General features: G+C 67.0%; 21 protein-coding genes. 8 read left to right on the top strand and 13 right to left on the bottom strand.

The window, feature by feature from the left end; genetic code table 11:
- Positions 1-18: 18 nt before the first annotated feature.
- On the bottom strand, positions 19-234 hold the full coding sequence (locus HIV01_RS15355) for a hypothetical protein (protein ID WP_200609165.1): 216 nt from the start codon (positions 232-234) through the stop codon (positions 19-21).
- Positions 235-542: 308 nt separating this feature from the next.
- Between HIV01_RS15355 and HIV01_RS15350 the strand changes: the two genes are divergently transcribed.
- Positions 543-1,355 carry an arginase family protein gene (locus HIV01_RS15350; RefSeq protein ID WP_200609167.1) on the top strand — a complete coding sequence of 271 codons (813 nt, stop codon included), beginning with the start codon at positions 543-545 and terminating at the stop codon, positions 1,353-1,355.
- 9 nt (positions 1,356-1,364) lie between these two features.
- Here the strand turns inward: HIV01_RS15350 and HIV01_RS15345 are convergent, their stop codons facing one another.
- From HIV01_RS15345 to HIV01_RS15325, 5 genes are all read right to left on the bottom strand, one after another.
- On the bottom strand, positions 1,365-1,616 hold the full coding sequence (locus HIV01_RS15345) for a YdeI/OmpD-associated family protein (protein ID WP_200609169.1): 252 nt from the start codon (positions 1,614-1,616) through the stop codon (positions 1,365-1,367).
- A gap of 282 nt (positions 1,617-1,898) precedes the next feature.
- Entirely contained in the window at positions 1,899-2,225 is a 327-nt protein-coding gene (locus HIV01_RS15340; RefSeq protein WP_207527001.1) for a hypothetical protein, read from the bottom strand.
- A 66-nt stretch (positions 2,226-2,291) separates the two neighbouring features.
- A complete protein-coding gene (locus tag HIV01_RS15335) occupies positions 2,292-2,855 on the bottom strand; it encodes a hypothetical protein (RefSeq protein WP_200609173.1) in 564 nt (187 codons plus the stop codon).
- Positions 2,856-3,047: 192 nt separating this feature from the next.
- Positions 3,048-5,951 carry a TonB-dependent receptor gene (locus HIV01_RS15330; RefSeq protein WP_200609175.1) on the bottom strand — a complete coding sequence of 968 codons (2,904 nt, stop codon included), beginning with the start codon at positions 5,949-5,951 and terminating at the stop codon, positions 3,048-3,050.
- A 297-nt stretch (positions 5,952-6,248) separates the two neighbouring features.
- The gene (locus tag HIV01_RS15325) at positions 6,249-7,049 is read right to left on the bottom strand and encodes a sulfite exporter TauE/SafE family protein (protein WP_200609177.1); all 801 of its coding nucleotides are present in this window, start codon (positions 7,047-7,049) and stop codon (positions 6,249-6,251) included.
- A 99-nt stretch (positions 7,050-7,148) separates the two neighbouring features.
- Here HIV01_RS15325 and HIV01_RS15320 point away from each other — a divergent pair, with 99 nt between their 5' ends.
- The 3 genes from HIV01_RS15320 to HIV01_RS15310 are packed head-to-tail and all read left to right on the top strand — an operon-like array spanning position 7,149 to position 11,432.
- Positions 7,149-9,239, top strand: a complete 2,091-nt coding sequence (locus HIV01_RS15320; protein WP_200609178.1) for a lytic transglycosylase domain-containing protein — start codon at positions 7,149-7,151, stop codon at positions 9,237-9,239.
- Positions 9,240-9,265: 26 nt separating this feature from the next.
- Positions 9,266-10,165 carry a complex I NDUFA9 subunit family protein gene (locus HIV01_RS15315; RefSeq protein ID WP_200609180.1) on the top strand — a complete coding sequence of 300 codons (900 nt, stop codon included), beginning with the start codon at positions 9,266-9,268 and terminating at the stop codon, positions 10,163-10,165.
- A gap of 43 nt (positions 10,166-10,208) precedes the next feature.
- A complete protein-coding gene (locus tag HIV01_RS15310) occupies positions 10,209-11,432 on the top strand; it encodes a multifunctional CCA addition/repair protein (RefSeq protein WP_200609182.1) in 1,224 nt (407 codons plus the stop codon).
- A 127-nt stretch (positions 11,433-11,559) separates the two neighbouring features.
- Here HIV01_RS15310 and HIV01_RS15305 read toward each other — a convergent pair whose 3' ends face one another.
- From HIV01_RS15305 to HIV01_RS15295, 3 genes are all read right to left on the bottom strand, one after another.
- Positions 11,560-14,070 carry a TonB-dependent receptor plug domain-containing protein gene (locus HIV01_RS15305; RefSeq protein ID WP_200609184.1) on the bottom strand — a complete coding sequence of 837 codons (2,511 nt, stop codon included), beginning with the start codon at positions 14,068-14,070 and terminating at the stop codon, positions 11,560-11,562.
- A 148-nt stretch (positions 14,071-14,218) separates the two neighbouring features.
- A complete protein-coding gene (locus HIV01_RS15300) occupies positions 14,219-14,608 on the bottom strand; it encodes a VanZ family protein (RefSeq protein WP_200609186.1) in 390 nt (129 codons plus the stop codon).
- 11 nt (positions 14,609-14,619) lie between these two features.
- A complete protein-coding gene (locus tag HIV01_RS15295) occupies positions 14,620-15,798 on the bottom strand; it encodes a class I SAM-dependent methyltransferase (RefSeq protein WP_200609188.1) in 1,179 nt (392 codons plus the stop codon).
- Between the two features lie 59 nt (positions 15,799-15,857).
- Here HIV01_RS15295 and HIV01_RS15290 point away from each other — a divergent pair, with 59 nt between their 5' ends.
- Complete coding sequence (locus tag HIV01_RS15290) at positions 15,858-16,598, top strand: pteridine reductase (protein ID WP_200609190.1); 741 nt, start codon at positions 15,858-15,860, stop codon at positions 16,596-16,598.
- Between the two features lie 47 nt (positions 16,599-16,645).
- Here the strand turns inward: HIV01_RS15290 and HIV01_RS15285 are convergent, their stop codons facing one another.
- The 4 genes from HIV01_RS15285 to tsaD all read right to left on the bottom strand — a co-directional run bounded on the left by HIV01_RS15285 (position 16,646) and on the right by tsaD (position 19,518).
- On the bottom strand, positions 16,646-17,476 hold the full coding sequence (locus HIV01_RS15285) for a DUF6159 family protein (RefSeq protein ID WP_200609192.1): 831 nt from the start codon (positions 17,474-17,476) through the stop codon (positions 16,646-16,648).
- A gap of 109 nt (positions 17,477-17,585) precedes the next feature.
- Entirely contained in the window at positions 17,586-18,068 is a 483-nt protein-coding gene (folK, locus tag HIV01_RS15280; protein ID WP_200609194.1) for a 2-amino-4-hydroxy-6-hydroxymethyldihydropteridine diphosphokinase, read from the bottom strand.
- 9 nt (positions 18,069-18,077) lie between these two features.
- Positions 18,078-18,431, bottom strand: coding sequence for a dihydroneopterin aldolase (gene folB, locus HIV01_RS15275; RefSeq protein WP_200609196.1), 354 nt, complete (start codon positions 18,429-18,431; stop codon positions 18,078-18,080).
- 52 nt (positions 18,432-18,483) lie between these two features.
- Positions 18,484-19,518: a tRNA (adenosine(37)-N6)-threonylcarbamoyltransferase complex transferase subunit TsaD gene (tsaD, locus tag HIV01_RS15270; RefSeq protein ID WP_200609198.1), complete on the bottom strand. Its 1,035-nt coding sequence runs from the start codon at positions 19,516-19,518 to the stop codon at positions 18,484-18,486.
- A gap of 200 nt (positions 19,519-19,718) precedes the next feature.
- On the opposite strand from tsaD, the gene rpsU reads away from it, so the two are divergent.
- The 3 genes from rpsU to dnaG all read left to right on the top strand — a co-directional run bounded on the left by rpsU (position 19,719) and on the right by dnaG (position 22,338).
- Positions 19,719-19,934 carry a 30S ribosomal protein S21 gene (rpsU, locus tag HIV01_RS15265; RefSeq protein WP_031371286.1) on the top strand — a complete coding sequence of 72 codons (216 nt, stop codon included), beginning with the start codon at positions 19,719-19,721 and terminating at the stop codon, positions 19,932-19,934.
- A gap of 150 nt (positions 19,935-20,084) precedes the next feature.
- Positions 20,085-20,531: a GatB/YqeY domain-containing protein gene (locus HIV01_RS15260; RefSeq protein ID WP_200609200.1), complete on the top strand. Its 447-nt coding sequence runs from the start codon at positions 20,085-20,087 to the stop codon at positions 20,529-20,531.
- A gap of 25 nt (positions 20,532-20,556) precedes the next feature.
- Entirely contained in the window at positions 20,557-22,338 is a 1,782-nt protein-coding gene (gene dnaG / locus HIV01_RS15255; protein ID WP_200609202.1) for a DNA primase, read from the top strand.
- The last annotated feature ends 45 nt before the right edge of the window (positions 22,339-22,383 follow it).

The raw sequence follows: 22,383 nt of genomic DNA, 5'->3' as shown, positions 1-22,383 counted from the left end.
ACGTGGGCTTCCATTGGTTCACCTCGTTGGCCGGCGCCTGCGCGGCGTTTCGCGTCCGGTTTCGGGCCCTTCCGCGAGAACCCGGTGCTGGAACTCGCTCACCACCCAGGCGATGTAGCCGGTGGCAATGGTGCTGACGACGAGACAGAACAGGAACAGCCCATCGGCCAGATGCTCCAGCACGTGGTTGCGCTTGTACCGCTGACCTGCATCAAGAAGATCCAACGTCGCCATGCGCCGACGGCGGCCATTATCACCGCGCGTACTCAGGAGGCTGTAGGTTCCATAGGCATCTTCTTTTGTTCATCTGTGTTCAGTGCCGCAAGCGCGGCTCGCGCTGCGGCCGCAATAGACCATCTCGATGGCCCGACCCTGCGATTTCCGCAACGCCGTCATGCAGGCAAGGCGCTGATCCGATCACTGGATCACTTCGGCCTTGTGAAAGCACAGGCAGGCGCACGATATGCCGCACGACGTGAGAGGTGAAATACACCGGACTCGATGGTGGACTTATAGTGGCGACCTGACAGGAGCACGGAACCATGCCGTTCGACCTCAGTCTTTCTTACCCGCAATGGCAGGGATCGGGGCGCTACGCGAACCTGCCGCGCGGCGCCGAAGCCGCCGCTGAAATCTGCGGACGGCTTGCCCCGCTGGTCCAGGTTCCGCCTGCGCATGACGAAGTCGATGACGAGTTGCTCCACGGCGTTCACCGCTGGCAATCGATCTTCACGCAGTTCCGCAGTGCGCAGAACATCCTCGCCAGCTCGGGCGCCAGGCGCGTCCTGACCGCCGGCGGCGACTGCGCTGTGGATGTCGCGGTGATCGACTATTTGAAGGGCGTGCATCCGGATCTTCGGGTCATCTGGATCGATGCACACCTCGACGCCAATACACCGGAAACCTCCCCCAGCGGCAATTTCCACGGCATGCCCGTCAGCGCGATCCTGGGGCGCGCGCCTGGACCGATGCGACCGTACCTTGGAAAGCCGCTCGAGCCGGCGCGCTTTCGCTACGTCGGCATCCAGGTGGGCGACGATGGCGATTGGGAACTGCAACGCGAGCTGGACCTGCAACGGCTGGCCCCGCAGGCAGCCATCGACGGACCGGTGCACATCCATTTCGACCTGGATGCGCTGGATCCGCTTGAGTTTCCCTACGTCGCCTATCCAGACGGCAAGCTGCGCATTGACGATGCGATCGCGCTCGTGGGGCGTATCGCACGCGAAGCGGATCTGGTCGGCTTTACCGTGACCGAGTTTGCTCCCGCCAACGAACATGAAGCCCGCGCCGGCAGCCGGGTGATAGAACGCCTCTGCGAGGCGGCAGTCGCCCCGCCCTCTCAGGCCAAGTGAGCAAGCAGGTCAGCGGTGCGGACACCCGGGCCAACAGCATGGCCTGCGCATGCCTCCTCGCATCTTGTCGATTCCGACTTCGATGCGACGCTTCCTGGTCGCTTCCTGCTTGGGTGAAGTGACCCAACAGATCCACTCGTTCCGCGCCAGCGGCGTGATGTCGGCCCAGAGTTCCCTGGCCGTGCCATCGGACTCGATGGCTTCCCGGAAATCGGCAGGCAGCTCATGAACCGTGCCGCCAGCGAGCTTTTGAGCGGTCATATGTCAATCCGTGTTCTCGGCAACCAGTGCAAGAATCTTCTCTTTTGCGTCCGTGGTCATGCAATTCCCCGAGAGCCGTTAACGAGACGCGTGGACCAAAATACGTCCGCTTTGGATCGGAAGCGGACGTTAGCACCGGCCCCGACTCCCAGGCAGGCACCAGTGTCCGCTATCGGCCAGAAGCGGACATTCGCCAACGCCTGAGTTAAGCCGAGCCGCGAAGCGGCTTCGGCTTGAATGGGTAGCCCCGACATCCGCTACGGCCAGAAGCGGGCGTTTCGGTCAGTGATCGTCAGCCCCCGGTGGCGCATGATCGAAAGGAGCGCTCTTAACCACTGTGTCGAGCAAGCTATCGTCTACGGATTGGTGGTCATGGCCACCTCGAAGTGAATCGCGATCCAAAGCCAAGACAAGGATTGCTCCAGCGAACGGCATAAGCCAGATGAGCAGGCATTGGCCCATCTTCTGCCGCTTGGGGAAATCTCCTGAAACAACCGTTCGAGTCGCGACTGTGTTCAGCACGACCAGAATGAATGCCGTCGCGATGATCAGGATGCCTGCCATATCCCCGCCTAAGGCCAGTGTCCGCTTCGGGTCAGAAGCGGACATTAGCACTGGTCCGACCGAGCCGCCTGGCCCTATGACTGCTATCGGCCAGGAGCGGCCATTGCGCTCCTACTGATGGAACCTCTGAAAGATCCAGAGGATCAGTGACAGCACGAAGCATGACCAGCCAAGCCCGCCGACAACGCGACTCGCGCGCCAATAGTTGAGCTCGTTGTTGCGGCGGTCGTAGTGGTCGGCGACCAACACGAGCATGCAGAGGAAAGCGCACGCAAACGCGCCGAGCATGGCCCATGCCGAAGAGTCATTCAGATGGATTCCGCCTCGCCTCGCGGGAAGGTAGAGGTCGTTCGTCCAGACTCCGTAACTGCCGTATGTCAACAGCAGCAGCGAGAGGGCGACCAGACTGAGCCGCTCGCCCGCGGGAATGTGATTGGGCACGTAGCGGCCATGCTCGTCGTACTTCGGAACAGGCGGCGGCTCGTCCTCGAACTGGGCAGGTTCTGGCCGGAGGCGGGGAACGTTAGGGGGAGGCGGCTGTTTGCCCACCAATGCCTGGTAGGCAGAACGCAGGTTCGCGTGGTTCCTTGGGTACAGATCGGCGTTGATTCGCTCAAGCGCCTCTTCCAGCTCGTGTCGTTCGTACTTCGAGTAATCGATGTCCCCGTCTTTCATGTCGGCAGTTGCCCCCCCCTGTCGAGATCAATCTTAGGCGAAGAGGCAGGAACTCTGCCCGTGCCTGTCGAACGTCCGCACTTGGATCGACGCGCCTCCGAAGAAGAAAACGGCCGATGCATGCATCGGCCGTCCCCGTTCCACTCCGGTTCGCGATCACGCCTTCATGAGCGCGCGATCACGAGCGCACCATCAGAAGCGATAGTCCGCGCTCACGTACCAGAACGCACCCGGCAGGTCATACGTACCGGCGTCGTAGCCGTTAAGCGAGCAAGTCAGGCACACCGGCGGCTCCTTGCCGAAGATGTTGTTCACGCCGACCGTCAGCTTCAGCCCTTCGGTGAACGCGTTTGACCAGTTGAACTGCGCATCGTTGAACGTGGTCGAACCGAGCTCGTTGAACTCCGTGTCGCCCAGGCAACCCGGCGCACCGGCGACAGGCACGTTGTCGCAGTCCTCCTTCACCGACGAGATGTAGCGCACGGTCCAACCGGCGTTGAAATCACCGCGCGTCCAACCCAGCTGCACGTTGGTCTGCCATTCCGGGATGGCGCTGTCGTCGACTTCGATGCCGACCTCGCGCTGCGAACGGTTGCCGTCGACGTCGACGGCCTCGTAGTCGTTGACGTAGGTCGACTGCAGCGATGCATTCAGGCGGCCCCAGCTCCACTCCGGACCGGCCCAGTTGGCCTTGATGTCGACGCCGTCGGTCTTGATCGAACCCAGGTTGTCGAGGAAGTTGTTGGGCGGGTTGAGGTTGCCGCCGGCGCCGCGCGTGAATGGCGTGCAGTTGATCGAATTGACGCCGCCCTCGCGCAGGCAGGTCTCCAGCAACGCCTGCAGGTCGCGGGCCTGGATCGCATCCTCGATCTCGATGTTGTAGTAGCCCACTTCGAAGTCGAGGCGGTCCGACCACGCCTGGTCGGTACCCCAGCTCGGCGCGTAGACCACGCCGAAGGTCCAGCTGTCGGACGTCTCCGGCTGCAGATCGGGGTTGCCACCGGTGAAGGTGGTGATCTGCGTGTTGGCCTGGACGAAGTTCGGCGGCGCACCCTGTGCCGCGCAACCTGCCGCCAGGTCAGGCGACGCCGGGCCCGGACGACCGGTCGAGCCGCAGGGATCCACCAGCGTTGCGCCGAACTGGGTGAGGCCGAACAGCTCACCGAGGTTCGGAGCGCGGAAGCCGGTGGAGTAGGTGCCGCGCACGACGACGTCCTCGATCGGCTGCCAGCGGAAACCGACCTTGCCGGTGGTTTCGTTGCCGAAGGTCGAGTAGTCGGAGTAGCGGATCGCGGCACTGAGATCCAGCGACGCCAGCACCGGGAAGCTGAACTCGGTGTAGATCTCGTCCACTTCGTACGAAGCCGACACCGGTGCTGCGAACGAGTCCTGCGATTCGCCGGTCTGGCGCAGCGGGTCGGGATTGAAGTCGCCGCGATAACGGCGGTGCTCCACGCCCGCGGCAAAGCCGGCAGTGCGGTCGCCGATGTCGAACAGGTCGCCGGTGATGTTGCCCTGGAACAGGTCCAGCACCTGCTTGCTCGAATCGATCTGGCGCGTGCGGATGTAGTCGATCTGGTCCTGCGTCATCGGCCGGCCCTGGCCGCCGAACAGGTCGAGCGGCGTGCAGCCTGCGACCAGTGCGCAGATCGCCGGATCACCCAGTGCGAGCTTCATCTTGGCCACGTTGTAGCCGTTGAGGAATTCCTGCGTGGCCTTGTTCTCGGAGTGGGCGTAGTTGGCATCCCAGCCCAGCGTGCGGTCGCCGATGCCGAAGGTGCCGTCGAGGCCGATGTTGAAGTACGTCGTGTCGACATCCTGGTGGAAGATGCGCGGGCCGACTTCAACCGGGCGACGCGTCACCACCAGCAGGTTCGAGTTCGCGTCGAGCGTGTAGCCGAACGGATTGAACGGGTTGTCCTGGTGGATGCTGATCGTGTCGGCGATGCCGCCGGTGCCGGCGCCGGGGCCGACGAAGATCGGCTCGGGTGCGGCCTGGTTGGTGGAGGTGCGGTTGTTGTACAGGCCCTTCACGTGCAGGCGGACGTCATCGCTCAGGTCATAGGTGGCGCTGGCGAAGATCGACTTGCGCTTGCTCGGCGTGAGCAGGAAGTTGTACGGCGCGAAGTTGAACCGGTCCGACAGGTCGAACTGGTTGTAGGTGCCGCCGTTGGGGTTGGTGGGATCGAACACCGGCGTGGTGGTGCCGTTGTTCAAGGTCACGTCGTACCAGTTCTCGGTGTCGGCATCGCAGCCGCCCACGCCGGTGGTCGGTCGGGTCGGGTCGCAGAAGAAGAAGCGACCCTGCGGAATGCCGGAGCTACCGCCGCGCACGCCGGTGCCCGGCGTCGGGAACCGCGACTGCTCCCAACTGCCCGAGCTGATCTCCTGCTGCTCGAAGTAGCTGGCGGTGAAGATGCCCGACCAGCGCTCGCCGCTGCCGCCGATGGTCAGGCTGGCTTCGGTGGTCTCGCCGCCGTCTTCGTACTCGCCGTAGTAGGCGTGCACTTCGGCGCCGTCAAACTTGCGCCGGGTGATGATGTTGACCACGCCGGCGATGGCGTCTGAACCGTAGATCGCCGAGGCGCCGTCTTCCAGCACTTCGATGCGTTCGACGATCGCCAGCGGAATGGTGTTGAGGTCGGCGCTGCCGCTCACACCCGACGCGGACGACTCGTTGACCCACCGCACGCCGTCGACCAGCACCAGGGTGCGCTGCGAACCCAGGTTGCGCAGGTCGACCTGGGCCGAACCGGCACCGATGCCGCCGCCGTCGGGCGGATAGCCGAAGTTGCCGGAGGAATTGAACTTGGCGTTGAGCGCCTTGCCGCTCGAGCTGAGCTGCTGCAGCAGGTCGCCCACGCTCTGCAGGCCGGTGGCCTCGATCTTGCTGCGGTCGAGCACGTACACCGGCTGCGCGGTGACTACGTTGGTCTGCTTGATGCGGCTGCCGGTGACGGTAACCGTGTCGAGGGTCGTGGCTGATCCGGGCTGCGCGGGCGCGGCTGCGTCCTGTGCGGCTGCGATACCAGGCAGGCTGAGCAGCAGTGAAAGTTGTATGGCTCTGGTGAGGGACTGCCGGCGTAGTGCTTTCATCGACTCTCTCCAAAAAAGAAAAAATCAGGCTGAACAGCTGTACGCGCCTACCCCCCTACAGGCGGCGTCCCTGAGTTGTAAACAATTCGTAAAGCCGCCACAAGCGGCAAAAAGTCGGCGTCACTTTCGGCACAGTTGGCCGAATGAGCTGGAATTTCTGACTTTTTGAGCGATCAGGGCCGGAGTTCCAAACCGTCCTGGCGACTTCGGTATGGAAATTGGACGCGAAACTGGGTTCTGTCGCTCACTTCATTGAGATGAGCGAAGCCGACCGTACGTCGGAAACCAGCAAATGGGTCAGCCGCCGAACACCAGGCTGGTGCCGACCAGGGCGAGGAAGCCGGCAAACACCCGCTTGAGGGTGTCGCCGGACAGTCGATGCGCCAGGCGCATGCCATACGGCGCCGACAACACCGACGCAGCCGCCACGCCGATCGCCGCCGGCAGGTAGACGTAGCCGATTGCATGCTCGGGCAGGGCGCCAGCCGGCGCGTGCAGCGCATAGCCGACCGCGCTGGCGAGGCCGATGGCGACGCCGCAGGCCGAGGAGGTGCCGATGGCGCGCACCGGCGCGATGCCGCGCCAGACCAGCAGCGGCACGGTCATGCTGCCGCCGCCGATGCCGACCACGGCCGATACCGCGCCGATGCCGAGCCCGGCCGCCGACATCGCCACGCCGGTCGGCGCGGGCAGGTTGGCATCGCCCGTGCCGCGGCTGCGACCGAAGGTGAGCTGCGCCGCGGCAAGGAAGCAGTAGCCGGCGACGATCCAGCGCAGCACGCTGTCGTCCACGCGCACGGCCAGGCCACTGCCGAGCCAGCCACCGAGCAGCAACCCCGGCACCATCCACGCCACCGTCGGCCACAGCACGCTGCCGCGCGATGCATGCGCGCGCGCCGATGCCGCCGCGGTCAGGACAATGCTGGCAAGCGAGCTGGCCAGTGCGGCATGCATCGCCGCCTCTTTTGGAATGCCCATTCCCGGTAGCAGCCATGCGAGCGCCGCCACCAGCACCAGGCCACCGCCCACACCGAGAAGGCCGGCGAGAATGCCGGCGATGCAGCCGAGCGCGAGGAAGATGAGCAGTGCGGTGATCATGGGACTCCCCGAGAATTTTCTTGCGGACAACAACGGCAACTGACTGCACTGCGCGCTGCGGCGACGGTCACTTCACAACGCTGGGCTATAGTCCCATGCATGGTCCCCCGCCCGTTCACAATCGTACTCGCTGCGTCCATTGCAGCGGTTGCCGCAACTGCCTGTGCACAAAGCACGGCGGCGGCACCGCCAGTGCAATTGCCCGCTTTGCCCAAGGCCACCGTCGATCCGCAACTGCCGCGCGTGCGCGCCGCGCTGGAGGCGGCCGAACTGGGCCGCTTCGATGCGGGGCAATACGCCGACATCGCGCGTCACCCGCTCTACGGCTGGGTCGAGTTCGCCGACCTGCGCCGCGACATCGACAACCTCAGCGCCGGCCAGGCGCAATCGTTCCTGTCGCGTTACCGCGGCCAGGCCGTCGCCGAATCGTTCCGCGAGAGCTGGCTCACCGCGACCGCGCGCCGCCAGGACTGGGCATCGTTCCTTGCCGCGTGGAGTCCGCAGATCAAGAGCACCGCACTGCGCTGCGGTGAACTCAGCGCGCGCCTCGCACAGGGCCGCGCCGATGCGCAATGGACCAGTGACGCGCAGGCGATCTGGCGCAGCACCGGCAAGTCGCTGCCGGAGCAATGCGATGCGCCGATGGCGGCACTGTCGACGCAGGGCGGTCTGACGCCGGAGCTTCGCTGGGAACGCATCGACCTGGCCGCCGCCGAATGGCAGCCGGGCGTGATGCGCGCCGCTGCGCGCGGCCTGCCCGCCGACCAGCTGGCCCTGGCCAACGACTACGCCGCCTTCCTCGATGCACCGCACGAGCGTGCGCTGACCTGGCCCAGGACCGCACGCAGTCGCGCCATCGCCTCGCAGGGACTGGCGAAGTTCGGCAAGGCGTCGCCGGCATCGGCCGAAGCCATCCTGCCGCGCTATGCCGATGCGCTCGGCCTGAGCGACGAAGAGCGCGGTCGCGCGCTGTACCAGATCGCGCTGTGGTCGGTGGCGTCCTACGAACCCGATTCGGCGCGGCGACTCAACGCCGTGCCCGCGGTCGCTTACGACGATCGCCTGCATGAGTGGCGCGTGCGCGAGGCGATGTCGCGCTCGGACTGGTCGGCTGCGCTGGCCGCGATCAACAAGATGGGCGCCAAGCAGCGCGCCGATACGCGCTGGATGTATTTCGAGGCACGACTGAACGAGCGCGCCGGCAGCAAGTCCACCGCCGACAGCCTGTACCGCGAGGCAGCGAAGAAGCCCGACTTCCACGGCTTCCTGGCCGCCGACAAGCTCGCGCTGCCCTATGCGCTGTGCCCGTGGCTGCCCAATGACAGCGCCTCGGCACAGGCGGCGATCGCAGGCGATCCGGCGATCGTGCGGGCGATGGGGCTGTTCAAGATCGACCGCGTCGGCTGGGCCGTGCGCGAGTGGGACGATGCACTGTCGCGTTTCAACGACGATCAGCGTCGCATCGCCGTGGAAGTCGCGCAGGGCAACGGCTGGTTCGACCGCGCCGTGTTCTCACTGGGCAAGAACGCGCAGGGCAAGGCAATTCCTGACGAGCTGCGCCTGTACGGCCTTCGCTTCCCGCTGCACCACGAGGCCACTATCCGGCGCGAGGCGGCGAGCAATCGCATCGATCCGGCCTGGGTCGCCGCCGAGATCCGCGCCGAGAGCGTGTTCTACACGCGCGCGCGCTCCAGTGCGAACGCGATGGGGCTGATGCAGATCCTGCCCGGCACCGGTTCCGGCGTCGCCGCTCGCATCGGCCAGCCCTGGGGCGGCGCGGAAAGCCTCTACGACCCGGACACCAACATCATCCTCGGCACCGCCTACCTGCGCGAACTGCTCGACAAGTACGGCGGCCAGCCCTACCAGGTGATTGCCGGCTACAACGCCGGGCCGTCGCCGCTGTCGCGCTGGCAATCGCAGCGGCCGGGCATGGACCCGGACTTCTGGATCGAGACGATCAGCTACAAGGAAACCCGCGACTACGTGGCACGCGTGCTCGCCTTCAGCGTCCTCTACGACTGGCGTCTCAACGGCGACGCGGTCAGGGTCAGCGACCGCATGCGCGGCCGCGTCGACGGCAAGCGCACGCAGTTCGTCTGTCCGCAGCCGGCAGCGCCGGCCGCATCGCCGGCCGCACCGGCGCCGACGAATGCCCCTGCCCAACCACGGCGCCCATCACAGCGGTGAAGGCCGTGCGACCTTAAACTCGCGGCATGGCACAACGTCACGTCGTCATCCTGGGTGGATCCGGTTTTGTCGGCCGGCATCTCGTTGCGCGCCTGCTGCAGGCGGGCGACCGCGTCACCGTGCTCAGTCGTGGCGTCGACCCCGGCAAGCGTGCGTTGCGACCGACCGGCGCCAGCCTGATCGAGGGCGACGTCAGCGACCGCGGCTTCCTGTCGGCCGTGCTCGACGACGCCGACGCGGTGGTCAACCTGATCGGCATCCTCAACGAGAAGGGCGATCGCGGCGACGGCTTCGAGCGCGTCTTCGTCGGCATCACCGAGTCGCTGATCGCAGCGATGAAGGACATGGGCGTGCGTCGCCTGTTGCAGATGAGCGCGCTCAACGCCGGCCACGGCGACAGCCACTACCTGCAATCACGCGGCCGCGCCGAACAGCGGGTGCGCGCCTCGGGGCTCGACTGGACCGTGTTCCGGCCGTCGGTGATCGCCGGTCCAGGCGACGGCCTGTTCTGCCGCTTCGATGGCCTGCTCCGGTTCGCCCCGGTGCTGCCGATTGGCCGCGCCGACGCCCGCTTCCAGCCGGTGTGGGTCGGCGATGTGGTCGAAGCATTCGCGCGCGCGCTCGATGATCGCCGCAGCATCGGCGAGAGCTTCGACCTGGTTGGCCCGGACGTGATGTCGCTGCGGCGCATCGTCCGCCTGGCCGCGCGTGGACGCGGTCGCTACCGCGTCGTCCTCGGCCTGCCGCAGAAGCTCGGCCAGTTGCAGGCCGGCATCGGCGAGTTCCTTCCGGGCAAGCCGATCAGCCGTGACAACTGGCGCTCGCTGCAGCTCGACTCGGTGAGTTTCGAGGACGGATTGCGCCGCCTTGGCATCACGCCGACGGCCATCGAACCGAAGCTGCCCGAGATACTCGCGGGCTGCTGAGCCGCGACGGCCCAGGGAATCGGGCTTTCGCTAAGATCCCCGCATGAAGACCTATCTCGTCGGCGGCGCCGTCCGCGACCGCCTGCTCGGCCTGCCTGCCGGCGACCGTGACTGGGTCGTCGTCGGCGAAACACAGGCTTCCATGGAATCGGCCGGTTTCCGCGCGGTCGGCCTCGACTTCCCGGTGTTCCTGCACCCGCAGACCGGCGAGGAGTACGCGCTGGCGCGGACCGAGCGCAAGAGCGGTCGCGGTTACCGCGGCTTCGTCGTCGATGCCGATCCCTCGGTGACGCTCGAACAGGACCTGCAGCGCCGCGACTTCACCATCAACGCCATTGCCCAGGACGAGCACGGCCAGCTGGTGGACCCGTATGGCGGTGCGCGTGACATCCAGGCGCGCGTGCTGCGCCATGTCGGGCCGGCATTCGCCGAGGACCCGCTGCGGGTGCTGCGTGCCGGGCGCTTCATGGCCCGCTTCGCCCCGCTCGGCTTCACTATCGCCCCGGAAACCATGGCGCTGATGCGCGCGATGGTCGCGTCCGACGAGCTGTCCGCACTGGTGCCCGAGCGCGTCTGGAAGGAACTTCGGCGCGCGATCACCAGCCCGGCGCCGTCAGCGTTTCTGCGTACCTTGCACGATGCCGGTGCGCTCGCCGTCGTGCTGCCGGAGGTCGAAGCGCTATACGGCGTGCCGCAGCGCGCGGAGTTCCACCCCGAAGTCGACACCGGCATCCACATCGAACTGGTCTGCGACATGGCCGCGCGTCTGGCGCCGGGCGACGAGCTGATCGGCTTCGCCGCACTCACCCACGACCTGGGCAAGGCGCTGACGCCGGCGGATGAACTGCCGCGCCACGTCGGCCACGAACACGCCGGCTTGAAGCCATTGAAAGCCCTGTGCGAACGCCTCAAGGTGCCGACCGAACACCGCCAGCTCGCCGAAGCCGTGTGCCGCGAACACCTCAACGTGCACCGCTTCGACGAGTTGAAGGCTAAGACCGTGTACGAGCTGATCAGCCGTTGCGATGGCTTCCGCAAACCCGCGCGCATCGCCCAGATGGCGATCGCCTGCGAGGCCGACAAGCGTGGGCGCACCGGGCACGAAGATGACGACTACCCGCAAGGTCGCGCGCTGCAAGAGGCGCATGCGGCGGCGATGGCGGTGCGGTCCGACCAGGTCGCGCCTGGGTTGAGTGGCCCCGCCGTGGGCGAGGCGATGCAGAAGGCGCGGATCGAAGCGATCGCCGCGGCGACCGGGAAGCGCTGAGGGAAAAAAGCAGCGCCGGGCAACCTCCCCGTCGCCCGGCGTTTCTCTCCCCTTTCGGTTTCCTCAGGTCCGCGGGCGGAGTCGGCCCCGGAAGGCCGACTCGCCGCTGCCGGTTCAATCGTATTGACTAGAACCTGTAGTCGAAGCGGACGTAATAGCTGCCGCCATTCATGCCGAACGGCATTGTCTCCCAGCCGTACTTGAAGCCCAACTGCGGGAACGGTGCGCCGGTCACCGGATCCCACTTGTCCGGGTACTGGTCGAAGATGTTGTTGCCGCCAACGGTGACCGCCATCGAGTCGTTGATGGCATAGCGCACCTGCGCGTCGAACAGCCACTTGCCGTCCCAGGTCTGCTTGACGCCGGGCGTGAAGCCCTCGCCCGACACCGACCCGTAGTAGTTGGCACGGCCGGTCACCTGCCACGGGCCGTCTTCCCAGATGCCCTGGAACACATGGTGCGCACCCGGCTGGCCCTCTTCGAGCAGGGTCACCTGGGTGTCGTCGAACAGCTGCGTCGGCGACAGGATCGGCGACTGCGAACGACGCGAGCGCACTTCGGTCTCGTTGAAGTGGACCAGTGCCGTCAGGTTCAACGTGCTGCCACCCTGGAAGGTGGTGTTGTGGTTGACCGTCAGGTCGACGCCGGTGGTGCGGGTGTCGATGGCGTTTGTGAAGAACAGCACCTGGCCGACGCCGATCGGGGCGAGGATGGCCTGGATCGGGCAGTTGCTGTTGGTCGGCGTGCAGGCATTGCCGTCGGTGCCGACCGACTCGGGCGCGATGTTGCTGGAGAAGATGATGCGGTCGTCGATGTCGATCTGGAACACGTCGAGGGTCACCGACAGGCGGTCATTGGGCGTGTAGACGAAGCCCAGCGTGCCGCTGGTCGAGGTTTCTTCCTGCAGCGGCTCGATGCCGAACGCGCGGGTGACATCGCTGTCCTGGCGCGCGGTCAGCGTGTCGGTCAGCACGCCGTCGGAGTTGAGGTTGGTCGAACGCTGGCTGTAGAACAGCTGCTGCACGCCCGGGGCGCGGAAGCCAGTCGACAGCGTGCCGCGAACGGCGAAGGCCTCGGTCGCGTCGAAGCGCGCCGACAGCTTGCCCGTGGTGGTGTTGCCGAAGTCCGAGTAGTCCTCGAAGCGCACCGCCGCGCCGAGCAGGAACTTCTCGCTCAGGTTGGTTTCGGCATCGAGGTAGACCGCCCAGCTGTCGCGACCGTCATCGACCGCTTCGGTCGGCGAGAAGCCCGGGAAGCCCTGCATGCCCGGCTGGGCGATGTCGCCGGTCTGGCCGACGATGACGACGTTGCGGTCGTTGTTGCGGCCGTAGGTGTACGACACCGGATCGCCCGGACGGATCTTGTAATCGTCCTGGCGCCATTCCAGGCCGGTGGCGAGGTACAGCGGCGTGCCGCCGATGCCGTCGACATAACCGCTGAAGTCGAGGTTGAACGTGGTCTGGTCGCTCTGCAGCTCGCCGGTGTCGGCCCTGGTCGGCGAGGCGGCGAAGATCGGGCCGGCGGGATTGGCCGGATTGATCGGCTCGTACCACCAGCTGACGTTGACCGAGTTGCCTTCCTCGAACCCGAACTTGTTGCGCGCGGTGACGACCGAAATGTCCCAGTCCCAGCGCTCGTTGATCGGCTGCTTGAAGCCGACCGCGATCGAGGCGTCCTCGACCGTGGTCAGGATGTTGGGCAGGAAGCCGTTGGGGTACAGGTCCGGCACCGTGCGGTTGTCGCCGGCGCTGCGGAAGAAGCCCGACGAGTCGCCTTCACGCTTGGACGCGCCACCGAACAGGTACAGCTCGCCACCGGCCAGCGGCAGGCCGCTGTTGAACCACAGGTAGTAGTCCTTGGCATCGGCATCGCCCAGGCGCTGGGTCACCCGCGGCGGATCCACGCGCAGGCTGTCGGGTCCTGCGCGGTTGGTCTCGTTGCGGTTGCGCGCTTCGGCCGACAGGTTGATGAAGCCGTCGCCGCCGACCTTGAAGCCGGTGTTGACCGAACCGTGCAGCATCTCGCCGTCGCCGGCGTAGTACTGCGAACCTTCCACCGAGATGTCGGTGTGGTCGGTCTGTTCCTTGAGGATGATGTTGATCACGCCAGAGATGGCGTCAGAACCATATTGCGCCGCGGCGCCGTCACGCAGCACTTCGACGCGTTCGATCGCCGACACCGGGATGGAGTTGATGTCGGTACCGGCCGAACCGCGGCCGATGGTCTGCTGCACGTTGACCAGCGCCTGCTGGTGGCGGCGCTTGCCGTTGACCAGCACCAGCACCTGGTCCGGACCCAGCGCGCGCAGCGTCGCCGGCCGCAGGATGTCGGTACCGTCGCTGACGAAGGTGCGGGAGAAATTGAACGACGGCTCCAGCATCTGCAGGATCTGGCCGAGCTCCATGGCGCCGGTGGCGTTGAGCTCTTCCTTGCCGATGACGTCGACCGGTGCGGCCGTGTCTTCGGCGGTGCGGCCGCGCACGCGCGAGCCGGTGACCTGGATGCGGTCGAGGGTGGTGGCCTCGGAGCGGACTTGGGCCGCAGTGGGTTCCTGGGCCAGGACTGCGGGACTGAACAAGCTGGCGGCCAGGCTGGCCGTGACGGCCAGGGCCAATCGATTGCGGGTGATTGCAGGCATCGGTGCTTCCTTCACTCAGGGTGGGCGGACTCCCCCTGTTGAGCCCGACCCAGAGCTTTAACCACCTTTTAACCTTTGCGCAATACCTAGCCTCGCTGTGCCTTATCTGGTGTGATGGCGGTTTTCCCGCCAAATGACGCCCGTCACACTAGCGGAACCGGGCTTCCAGCCATTGCAGCGCGCGTGAAGCCGGGGTCGCCGCGAGCACCAGCCCGGCCAGCACGCCGAGGGAATTGGCCAGGGCATCGGCCGAATCTGCGCGGCGGGAGACGGTCAGGGCGCCCTGGGCGACCTCCAGGCCCACGCCAAGGGCGATCAGCGCCACGGCGACCACCGCCTGCGGCCGGCGCCGCTCCAGCAGCATCACCGCATAGCCGCTGAGCACGAAATAGGCGAGGAAGTGTTCGAGCTTGTCGACCCCGTCGAACGGCGGCGGCGGCAGGTCGGACGCCGACAGCAGCGAGGTGACCACCACCGCCGCGACCATCAGCAGCCACAGGCCAGACCACAGCCCGGGCCAGCGCAGGTCGCGGAACATGCTCGTCGCCGTCACAGGCGGAAGCTCAGGTCACCGGCGAGGAAGGCGGCGCCGAACTCGACGCCCTTCTCGAAGCCCATCACCTGGAAGCGCTCGCCCATTTCCGACGGCAGGGTCAGGCGCTTGACCTCCTGGGTGCGGCGCAGGCGCTCGCCTTCGTCGGCGATGCGCTCGATGCGTTCGAGTACGCCGGCCAGGCCGTTGCCGAGCAGGAAGCTGGCCTGCGAGCAGTAGCCGGCGAAATCGAAGCCGGCCGAGACGCCGGCTTCGGCCAATGCGGTGAAGTCGACCGAGGCGGTCAGGTCCTGCAACCCCGGCCACAGCAGCGGCTCGTTGTGCATGCGGTGGCGGTAGAACGCGCGCAGCGTTCCGTCGTTGCGCTCGGGCAGGTAGTACTCGCTGCGCACGTAGCCGTAATCAACGAACAGCATCGCGCCGCTGCGCATGCCGCCGGACACGGCCTGCACCCAGTAGGGCAACTGCGGCAGCGTCTCGGAGCGGAAACCCTGCTCGAACTCGCGCCCGAGGTTGCGTTCGAGGTGGCGCACGGCATTGCCCAGGAACGCGTCGGCCGGGCGCAGCACGCGGATCAGCGCGCCTTCCTCGATCGCGACGTGCTCCTCGTAGACCTCGCCGGCCTCCATGGCGAAGCGCGGCGTCGGCAGGGCATCGATGACTTCGTTGGCGAACAGCACGCCGTCCCAGTCGTCGTTGAAGGGGGCATCGAGCCATTCGACCAGCTCGAACAGCGGCGGCGTCAGTCGCTGCTGCAGGCGCTCGCGCTGGCGCTCGCGCAGCTCCGCGCTGGGCTCGAGGATGGCGTAGCGGTCGGGCAGCGCATCAAGTTCCATCAGGCGCTTGAGCGCGACTTCGGCGAAGGCGCCGGTGCCGCCGCCCAGCTCGAGGAAGCGGCCACCCGCGCCGATCTGGTGGAACACCGGTGCGACGCTTTCGGCGACGCAGGCGGCGAAGATCGGACCGATCTCGGGCGCGGTGACGAAGTCGCCGCTTTCGCCGAACTTGCTGGCACCGGCGCTGTAGTAGCCCAGGCCCGGCGCATACAGGGCCAGCTCCATGAAGCGCGAAAACGGGATGGCCCCGCCGTTGCCGGCGATCTGGGTGCGGATGAGGGTGTCGAGGCGGGCGCTGTGCGCCAGGGCGTCGGCGTCTGGGGGAGGGAGTGACGACATGGACGCGATTATCCCCGACCAGGACGCAGGAAAGATGCAGGCACCCTAGAATCGCCTCCATGCCAGCACCCCGCCCCGTCGCCCTGATCACCGGCAGCGCCAAGCGCATCGGCGCGCAGATCGCGCGCACCCTGCATGGCGCCGGCTACGACCTCGCCCTGCACTACCGCAGCTCGCGCGCCGACGTGGAGGCCTTGTCGGCGGAACTGGAAGGCATCCGCGCCGGCAGCACGCAGCTGTTGCCGGCCGACCTGGGCGAGTTCGACCGCCTGCCGGAACTGGTCGCGCAGACGGTCGGCCGCTTCGGCCGGCTCGACGCACTGGTCAACAACGCCTCGAGCTTCACCCCGACCCCGATCGGCACGGCGACTCCGGCGCAGTGGGACCAGGTCTTCGCCAGCAATGCGCGCGCGCCGTTCTTCCTGGCGCAGGCGGCCGCGCCGCACCTGCGTGCCGCGCACGGCGGCATCGTCAACCTCACCGACATCTACGGTGAGCGGCCTTTGCGCGAGCACTCGCTGTACTGCATGGCCAAGGCGTCGCTGCTGATGCTGACGCGGTCGCTGGCGCTGGAGCTGGCGCCGGAGGTGCGCGTCAACGCGGTGTCGCCGGGCGCGATCCTGTGGCCGGAAGAATCGGCCAATGTCGCTGCGCAGGAGGCGATGCTCGGACGCACGCCGATGGGACGCACCGGCACGCCGGCGGAAGTCGCCGAAGCGGTGCGTTGGCTGCTGGTGGATGCGAAGTACAGCACCGGGCAGGTGCTGCATCTGGATGGCGGCAGGCTACTGAACGCCTGAGAGGCCCCTCTCCCCGGCGCTTCGCGCGAGGGAGAGGGACGCCCCGGTTACTTCACCGCGAACGCCTGCTCCAGCCGCAGGTCGTGAAACTCCGGCGGCGTCTCGCCCTGCGTCGCATAGCGGTACAACGCAGCCGAATAGATTCCGCTCAGCGCCGCCTGGTACACACCCAGCAGCAGCAGCGCGATCACGAACACGATCACGATGGTCACCGCCAGGCCGATCGACAGCTGCGCGGCGACGAATGCGATCAATGCGCCCACCACGCCCACGCCGATCATGATCAGGCTGAAGGCCAGGCCGATGCCGACGTTGCCGATGGCGTTCTCGCCCCAGGTGTGGCGCAGCAGGCCGGCGCTCTTCTTCAGCGCTTCGACCGGACCGATCTCCTCGCTGACCAGCACCGGCGCGACCAGGAAGGTCGCCAGCGTCCACGCCGCGCCCAGGCCGCTGCCGAGCATGCGCACGAGGAAGTTGTTCTCCTTGTTGCGCAGTGCCTGCAGCAGCATGCCCACCGTTGCCGCGATCGCGGCATAGCCGAGGATCGCCGGCAGCCGCGCCTTGGCGGCGTTGAGGCCGTCAGCCAGCGTCGGATCGCCGCCTTCCAGGCGGATCATCGCCGCGCCGACCAGGGCGCAGTTGAAGAAGATGATCACCGTGTACTGGCAGAAGTAGAAGATGAACATCCAGACCATGCCGGTCACGCCGAAACCGTGCTGGAAAATGCGCCAGCCCAGCATCGGCACCATGAACGTCGCCAGCACCACCAGCGTGGCCAGTGCGGACACGATCGGGAAGATCATCAGCTCCTTGTCCGAGCGCAGCACTGCCGCACTCGCCTTCACCAGCTCCCAACTGCGCGAGAACTTCTCGAACATCGCAATCCCCTTGCTGATCCCCCATGGACCGAGAGCGCATCCTCGGGCCGGGCGGCGACGAGGGCAAGTGGGGCGGGGGCGGAAACAGGACGGCCGACCCACTTCCTGCTCAGAGCGGAACCGCCTCCCAGTCCGCGCCATGCTCCGGATGCACGGCCCAAAGCTGCGCCAACGTCTGCCCGCTGCCGGGCACCACCACGTCCGGCGCGATCTCCGCCAGCGGCCGCAGCACGAATGCGTGCTTCAGTTCCGGCCGCGGGATGCGCAGGTTGCCGGTGCCTTCCAGCACACGGTCATCGAACAGCACGATGTCGATGTCGAGCGTGCGGTCGCCATAGCGCGGACCGCTGCGGTCGCGACCGTGGCGGTCTTCCAGTTGGTGCAACCAGGTGTTGAGCGCCTGCGGCTCCAGGTCGGTGGCGATGATCGCCGCGGCGTTGTAGAAATCGGGCCCGTCGAAGCCGACGGCGCGCGTCCGGTACACGGCCGACAACACGACATCGCCGAAGCGCTCACGCAGTTCCGCCAGCGCGGCCCCCAGATGGGTAATGGCGTCGACATTGCTGCCGAGGCTCAGGTAGGCAAGGCTCATGCGCGGCAGTCAGCCCGCGGTACGGACGATGGACACGCCGACCGCGCGCGCACCGCGCACCGCGCCGGGCTTGCTGAGCTTGAGGCGGACCTGCTTCACGCCGAACTCTTCGATGATGATCGCGGCCACGCGTTCGGCCAGCGTCTCCACCAGTCCGAAGTCCGACTGCGTCACGTAGTCGACGATGCGCTTGCTGACCGCCTTGTAGTTCAGCGTGTCCTCGATGGCATCGCTGGCCGCAGGGATGCGGTTGTCGAAGGCCATCTCGATGTCGAACACGAGTGGCTGGCGGATGCGCCGTTCCCAGTCGTAGATGCCGATCAGCGCCTCGATCTCGAGGCCTTCGATGAAGACGTGGTCCATGGGGGCGATGACCGCAACGGGCTCTGTGTTTGGGGGCTGGGGGTGGGGAATATTACGGCGAACCCACGACTTCCAGCGTCGCCATGTCCCAGCGCGGCGTCACCCGCACGGCCAGGTCGCCGTGCTGGCCGGCCTGCAGTCGCAGCGCACCGGCGAAAGCGATCATCGCGCCGTTGTCGGTGCAGAACGCCGGGCGCGGGAAGCTGACGCGGCCGCCACGCTTGCGCGCCATCTCCTCCAGCCGCGCGCGCAGGCGCTTGTTGGCGCCCACGCCGCCGGCGACCACCAGGGTCTCGCAGCCGGACGCTTCCAGCGCGCGTTCGCACTTGATGGCCAACGTCTCGACCACCGCATCCTCGAAGCCGCGGGCGATGTCGGCGCGGGTCTGCTCGGCCTGGTCGCTGTCGCGCCAGGCCAGCAGCACCTGGGTCTTGAGGCCGCTGAAACTGAAGTCCAGTCCGGGCCGGTCGGTCATCGGCCGCGAGAACCTGAACGTCCCCGGCCGGCCCTGTTCGGCCAGCGCGGCCAGCTGCGGCCCGCCGGGGTACGGCAGGCCCATCAGCTTGGCGGTCTTGTCGAAAGCCTCGCCGGCGGCATCGTCCAGGGTCTCGCCGAGCAGGCGGTACTGGCCGATCGCCTCGACGTGGACCAGCTGGGTATGGCCACCGGATACCAGCAGCGCCACGAACGGCGGCTCCGGGCGGCCGCGCTCGGGATCGTCTTCCAGCAGCGGCGCCAGCAGGTGGCCTTCCATGTGGTGGACCCCGATCGCCGGAACGTCCAGCGCCCAGGCCATCGAGCGGGCCACGCCGGCACCGACCAGCAGCGCCCCGACCAGGCCGGGGCCGGCGGTATAGGCCACCCCGTCGATGTCCGTGGTGGCCAGGCCGGCCTCGGACAGGGTCTGGCGGACCAGCGGCAGCAGCTTGCGGACGTGGTCGCGGCTGGCCAGCTCGGGCACCACGCCACCGTACTCGGCGTGCAGGGCGATCTGGCTATATAGAGCGTGCGCGCGCAGCCCGGTGTCGGTGTCGTAGACGGCCACACCGGTCTCGTCGCAGCTGGTTTCGATGCCTAGGACTTTCAAAGGTCTGGGTCCAGGGAATGGTTGGGGGGAGAAAAACGTACCGCAGCGCGCCATAGAGGCGGTTGCGAGGCCGTTACGGTCTGGAATCAAGGGCCTGCGCACTTGATGGGGGAACCATGTTGCACCTTCAAGGCGGCCATCGCTATAATGCGCGGCTCTTCCCCGGCCTGCCCGGGCCGGTTCCCGAAACGAGATTACGTATGCCCAGCGTCAAAGTCCGCGAAAACGAGCCTTTTGAGTTTGCTCTGCGTCGCTTCAAGCGCACCTGCGAGAAGGCCGGCGTCCTGGCCGAGACCCGCAAGCGCGAGTTCTACGAGAAGCCGACCCAGGAACGCAAGCGCAAGGCCGCCGCAGCGGTGAAGCGCCAGGCGCGTCGCGCCTCGCGCGACGTGACCAAGCGTCAGCGCCTGTACTGATCGCCCCAGCGGGCCCCGCGCAACGCGCGGACCCGTCAACGAGCGCATCACACAAGCCGGCCGCGCCGATGCGCCGCCGGCTTTTTGTGTTTCCGAGTGTTTTACTTCGCGCCACCCTTGCCGGGTGGACGCCAGCCAGGGAGCAGCCCGATGAGCCTCAAGACGCGACTCACCGATGACATGAAGGCCGCGATGAAGAGCGGCGACAAGCACAGCCTGGGCGTGATCCGCCTGATCAACGCCGCCATCAAGCAGCGTGAAGTCGACGAGCGCATCGAGCTCGACGACACCGCCGTGATTGCCGTGCTCGACAAGATGGTCAAGCAGCGCCGTGACTCGGTCAGCCAGTACGAGGCCGCCAACCGCGAGGACTTGGCCCAGGTCGAGCGCGAGGAGATCGTGGTGATCGAGCGCTACGTGCCGGCCAAGATGGGCGAGGCCGAGATCCTGGCTGCGATCGACGCCGCCATCGCCGAGACCGGTGCCACCGGCCCGGCCGACATGGGCAAGCTGATGGGCCCGCTGAAGGCCAAGCTGGCCGGCCAGGCCGACATGGGGCTGGTGTCGGTACTGGTGAAGAAGCGTCTGGCAGGCTGAGGCGCTCCCGCGGTACAAAGCTCCGATGGCCCGCATCCCCGACGCATTCATCGACGACCTGCTCGCCCGCGCCGACATCGTCGAGCTGATCGGGTCGCGGGTGCCGTTGAAGCGCCAGGGCAAGGAGTACTCGGCGCGCTGCCCGTTCCATGACGAGCGCTCGCCCAGCTTCACGGTCTCGCCGACCAAGCAGTTCTATCACTGCTTCGGCTGCGGAGCCCACGGCACCGCGATCAGCTTCCTGATGAACTACGACCGCCTCGAGTTCCTCGACGCGGTCGAAGAGCTGGCCAAGCGCACCGGCATGGAAGTGCCGCGCGACACCCAGCAGCGCAACGTCAATCCCGACAGCGTCGACCTCTATGCCGCCGTCGAGGCCGCATCGAAGTTCTTCCAGAAGCAGCTCGCCGGCAGCCCCAAGGCGCAGGCCTACCTCGATGGCCGCGACGTCAGCGCCGCGGTCCGCACCCAGTTCGGCATCGGCTACGCGCCCGACGGTTTCAACGCGCTGCGTGACGCGCTCGGCACCGATGCCCGGCGCATGTCGCTGCTCGAACGCGCCGGCCTGTTCTCAAAGAACGACAGCGGCCGCGTCTACGACAAGTTCCGCGACCGGGTGATGTTCCCGATCCACGACCGGCGCGGGCGCACGATCGCCTTCGGTGGCCGCGTCCTCGACAAGGATGACGGCCCCAAGTACCTCAACTCGCCCGAGACCGCGCTCTTCCACAAGGGCCGCGAGCTGTACGGCCTGTGGCAGGTGCGCCAGGCGCACAACAAGATCGACAAGCTCATCGTCGTCGAAGGCTACATGGACGTCGTCGCGCTGTTCGAGCACGGCGTCGACTGCGCCGTGGCGACGCTGGGCACGGCGACCACGCCCGACCACGCCGAGCTGCTGTTTCGCAATGCACCCGACGTGTACTTCTGCTTCGACGGCGACCGCGCCGGCCGCGGCGCCGCGTGGAAGGCGGTGGAGTCGGTGTTGCCGCGCATGAAGGACGGCCGCCAGGCATTCTTCCTGTTCCTGCCCGAAGGCGAGGATCCCGATTCGCTGGTGCGCAAGGAAGGCCGTGATGGCTTCGAGCTGCGCCTGCGCGAGGCCACGCCGCTGTCGCAGTTCTTCTTCGACTCGCTGTCCGGCGACGTCAACCTGGGCACGCTGGAAGGCCGCGGCCGCCTGGCCGAGCGCGCCAAGCCGCTGCTCGCGCAGATTCCCGATGGCGCCTTCGGCGACCTGATGAAGCAGCGCCTGACCGAACTGACCGGCGTGGGCGCGCGCGCCAACAGCCCGGAGTCGACCGCGCAGCGTCCGCAGCGCGCGAGCACGCCGACGGCCAACAAGCCGTCGCTGGTACGCAGCGCCATCACGATGCTGCTGCAGCAACCGGCGATCGCACTCGCGGTGCCCTCTTCGCTGCATTTCGCCTCGCTCGACCAGCCCGGCGTCGGCCTGCTGGTGGAACTGGTGGAGCTGGTGCACGAGCGCCCTGACATCTCGACCGGGCTGATCCTCGAACACTTCGCCGACCGCAGCGAAGCGCCGGCGCTGACCAAGCTGGCCACTGCGCGCGCGGTGGAAACCACGGCGGCGACACCGCTGGATGCACGCGTCCTCGACGATGCCGACAAGCGCCAGCAGGCGTTCCTCGATGCAGTCTCGCGCCTGGAAGAGCAGGCGATCCAACAGCGCATCGAGGCGCTGCAGTCGCGGCGCACCTCGGAGCTGGACGAGGCCGAGAAGCATGAAATGCGCGAGCTGCTGAGCCTGCGCGCGAGCCGGGCGCGGGCCATCCCCCGCGGCTAGGTTTCGCCACGGTAAGCTCGGCCCTTCATCCCTGGGGACCGACGC

The organism is Lysobacter arenosi, from assembly GCF_016613475.2.
Taxonomy (GTDB): Bacteria; Pseudomonadota; Gammaproteobacteria; order Xanthomonadales; family Xanthomonadaceae; genus Lysobacter_J; species Lysobacter_J arenosi.
The sequence above is the reverse complement of the archived record's forward strand: the minus strand, read 5'-3'. Positions and strand labels throughout refer to the sequence as shown.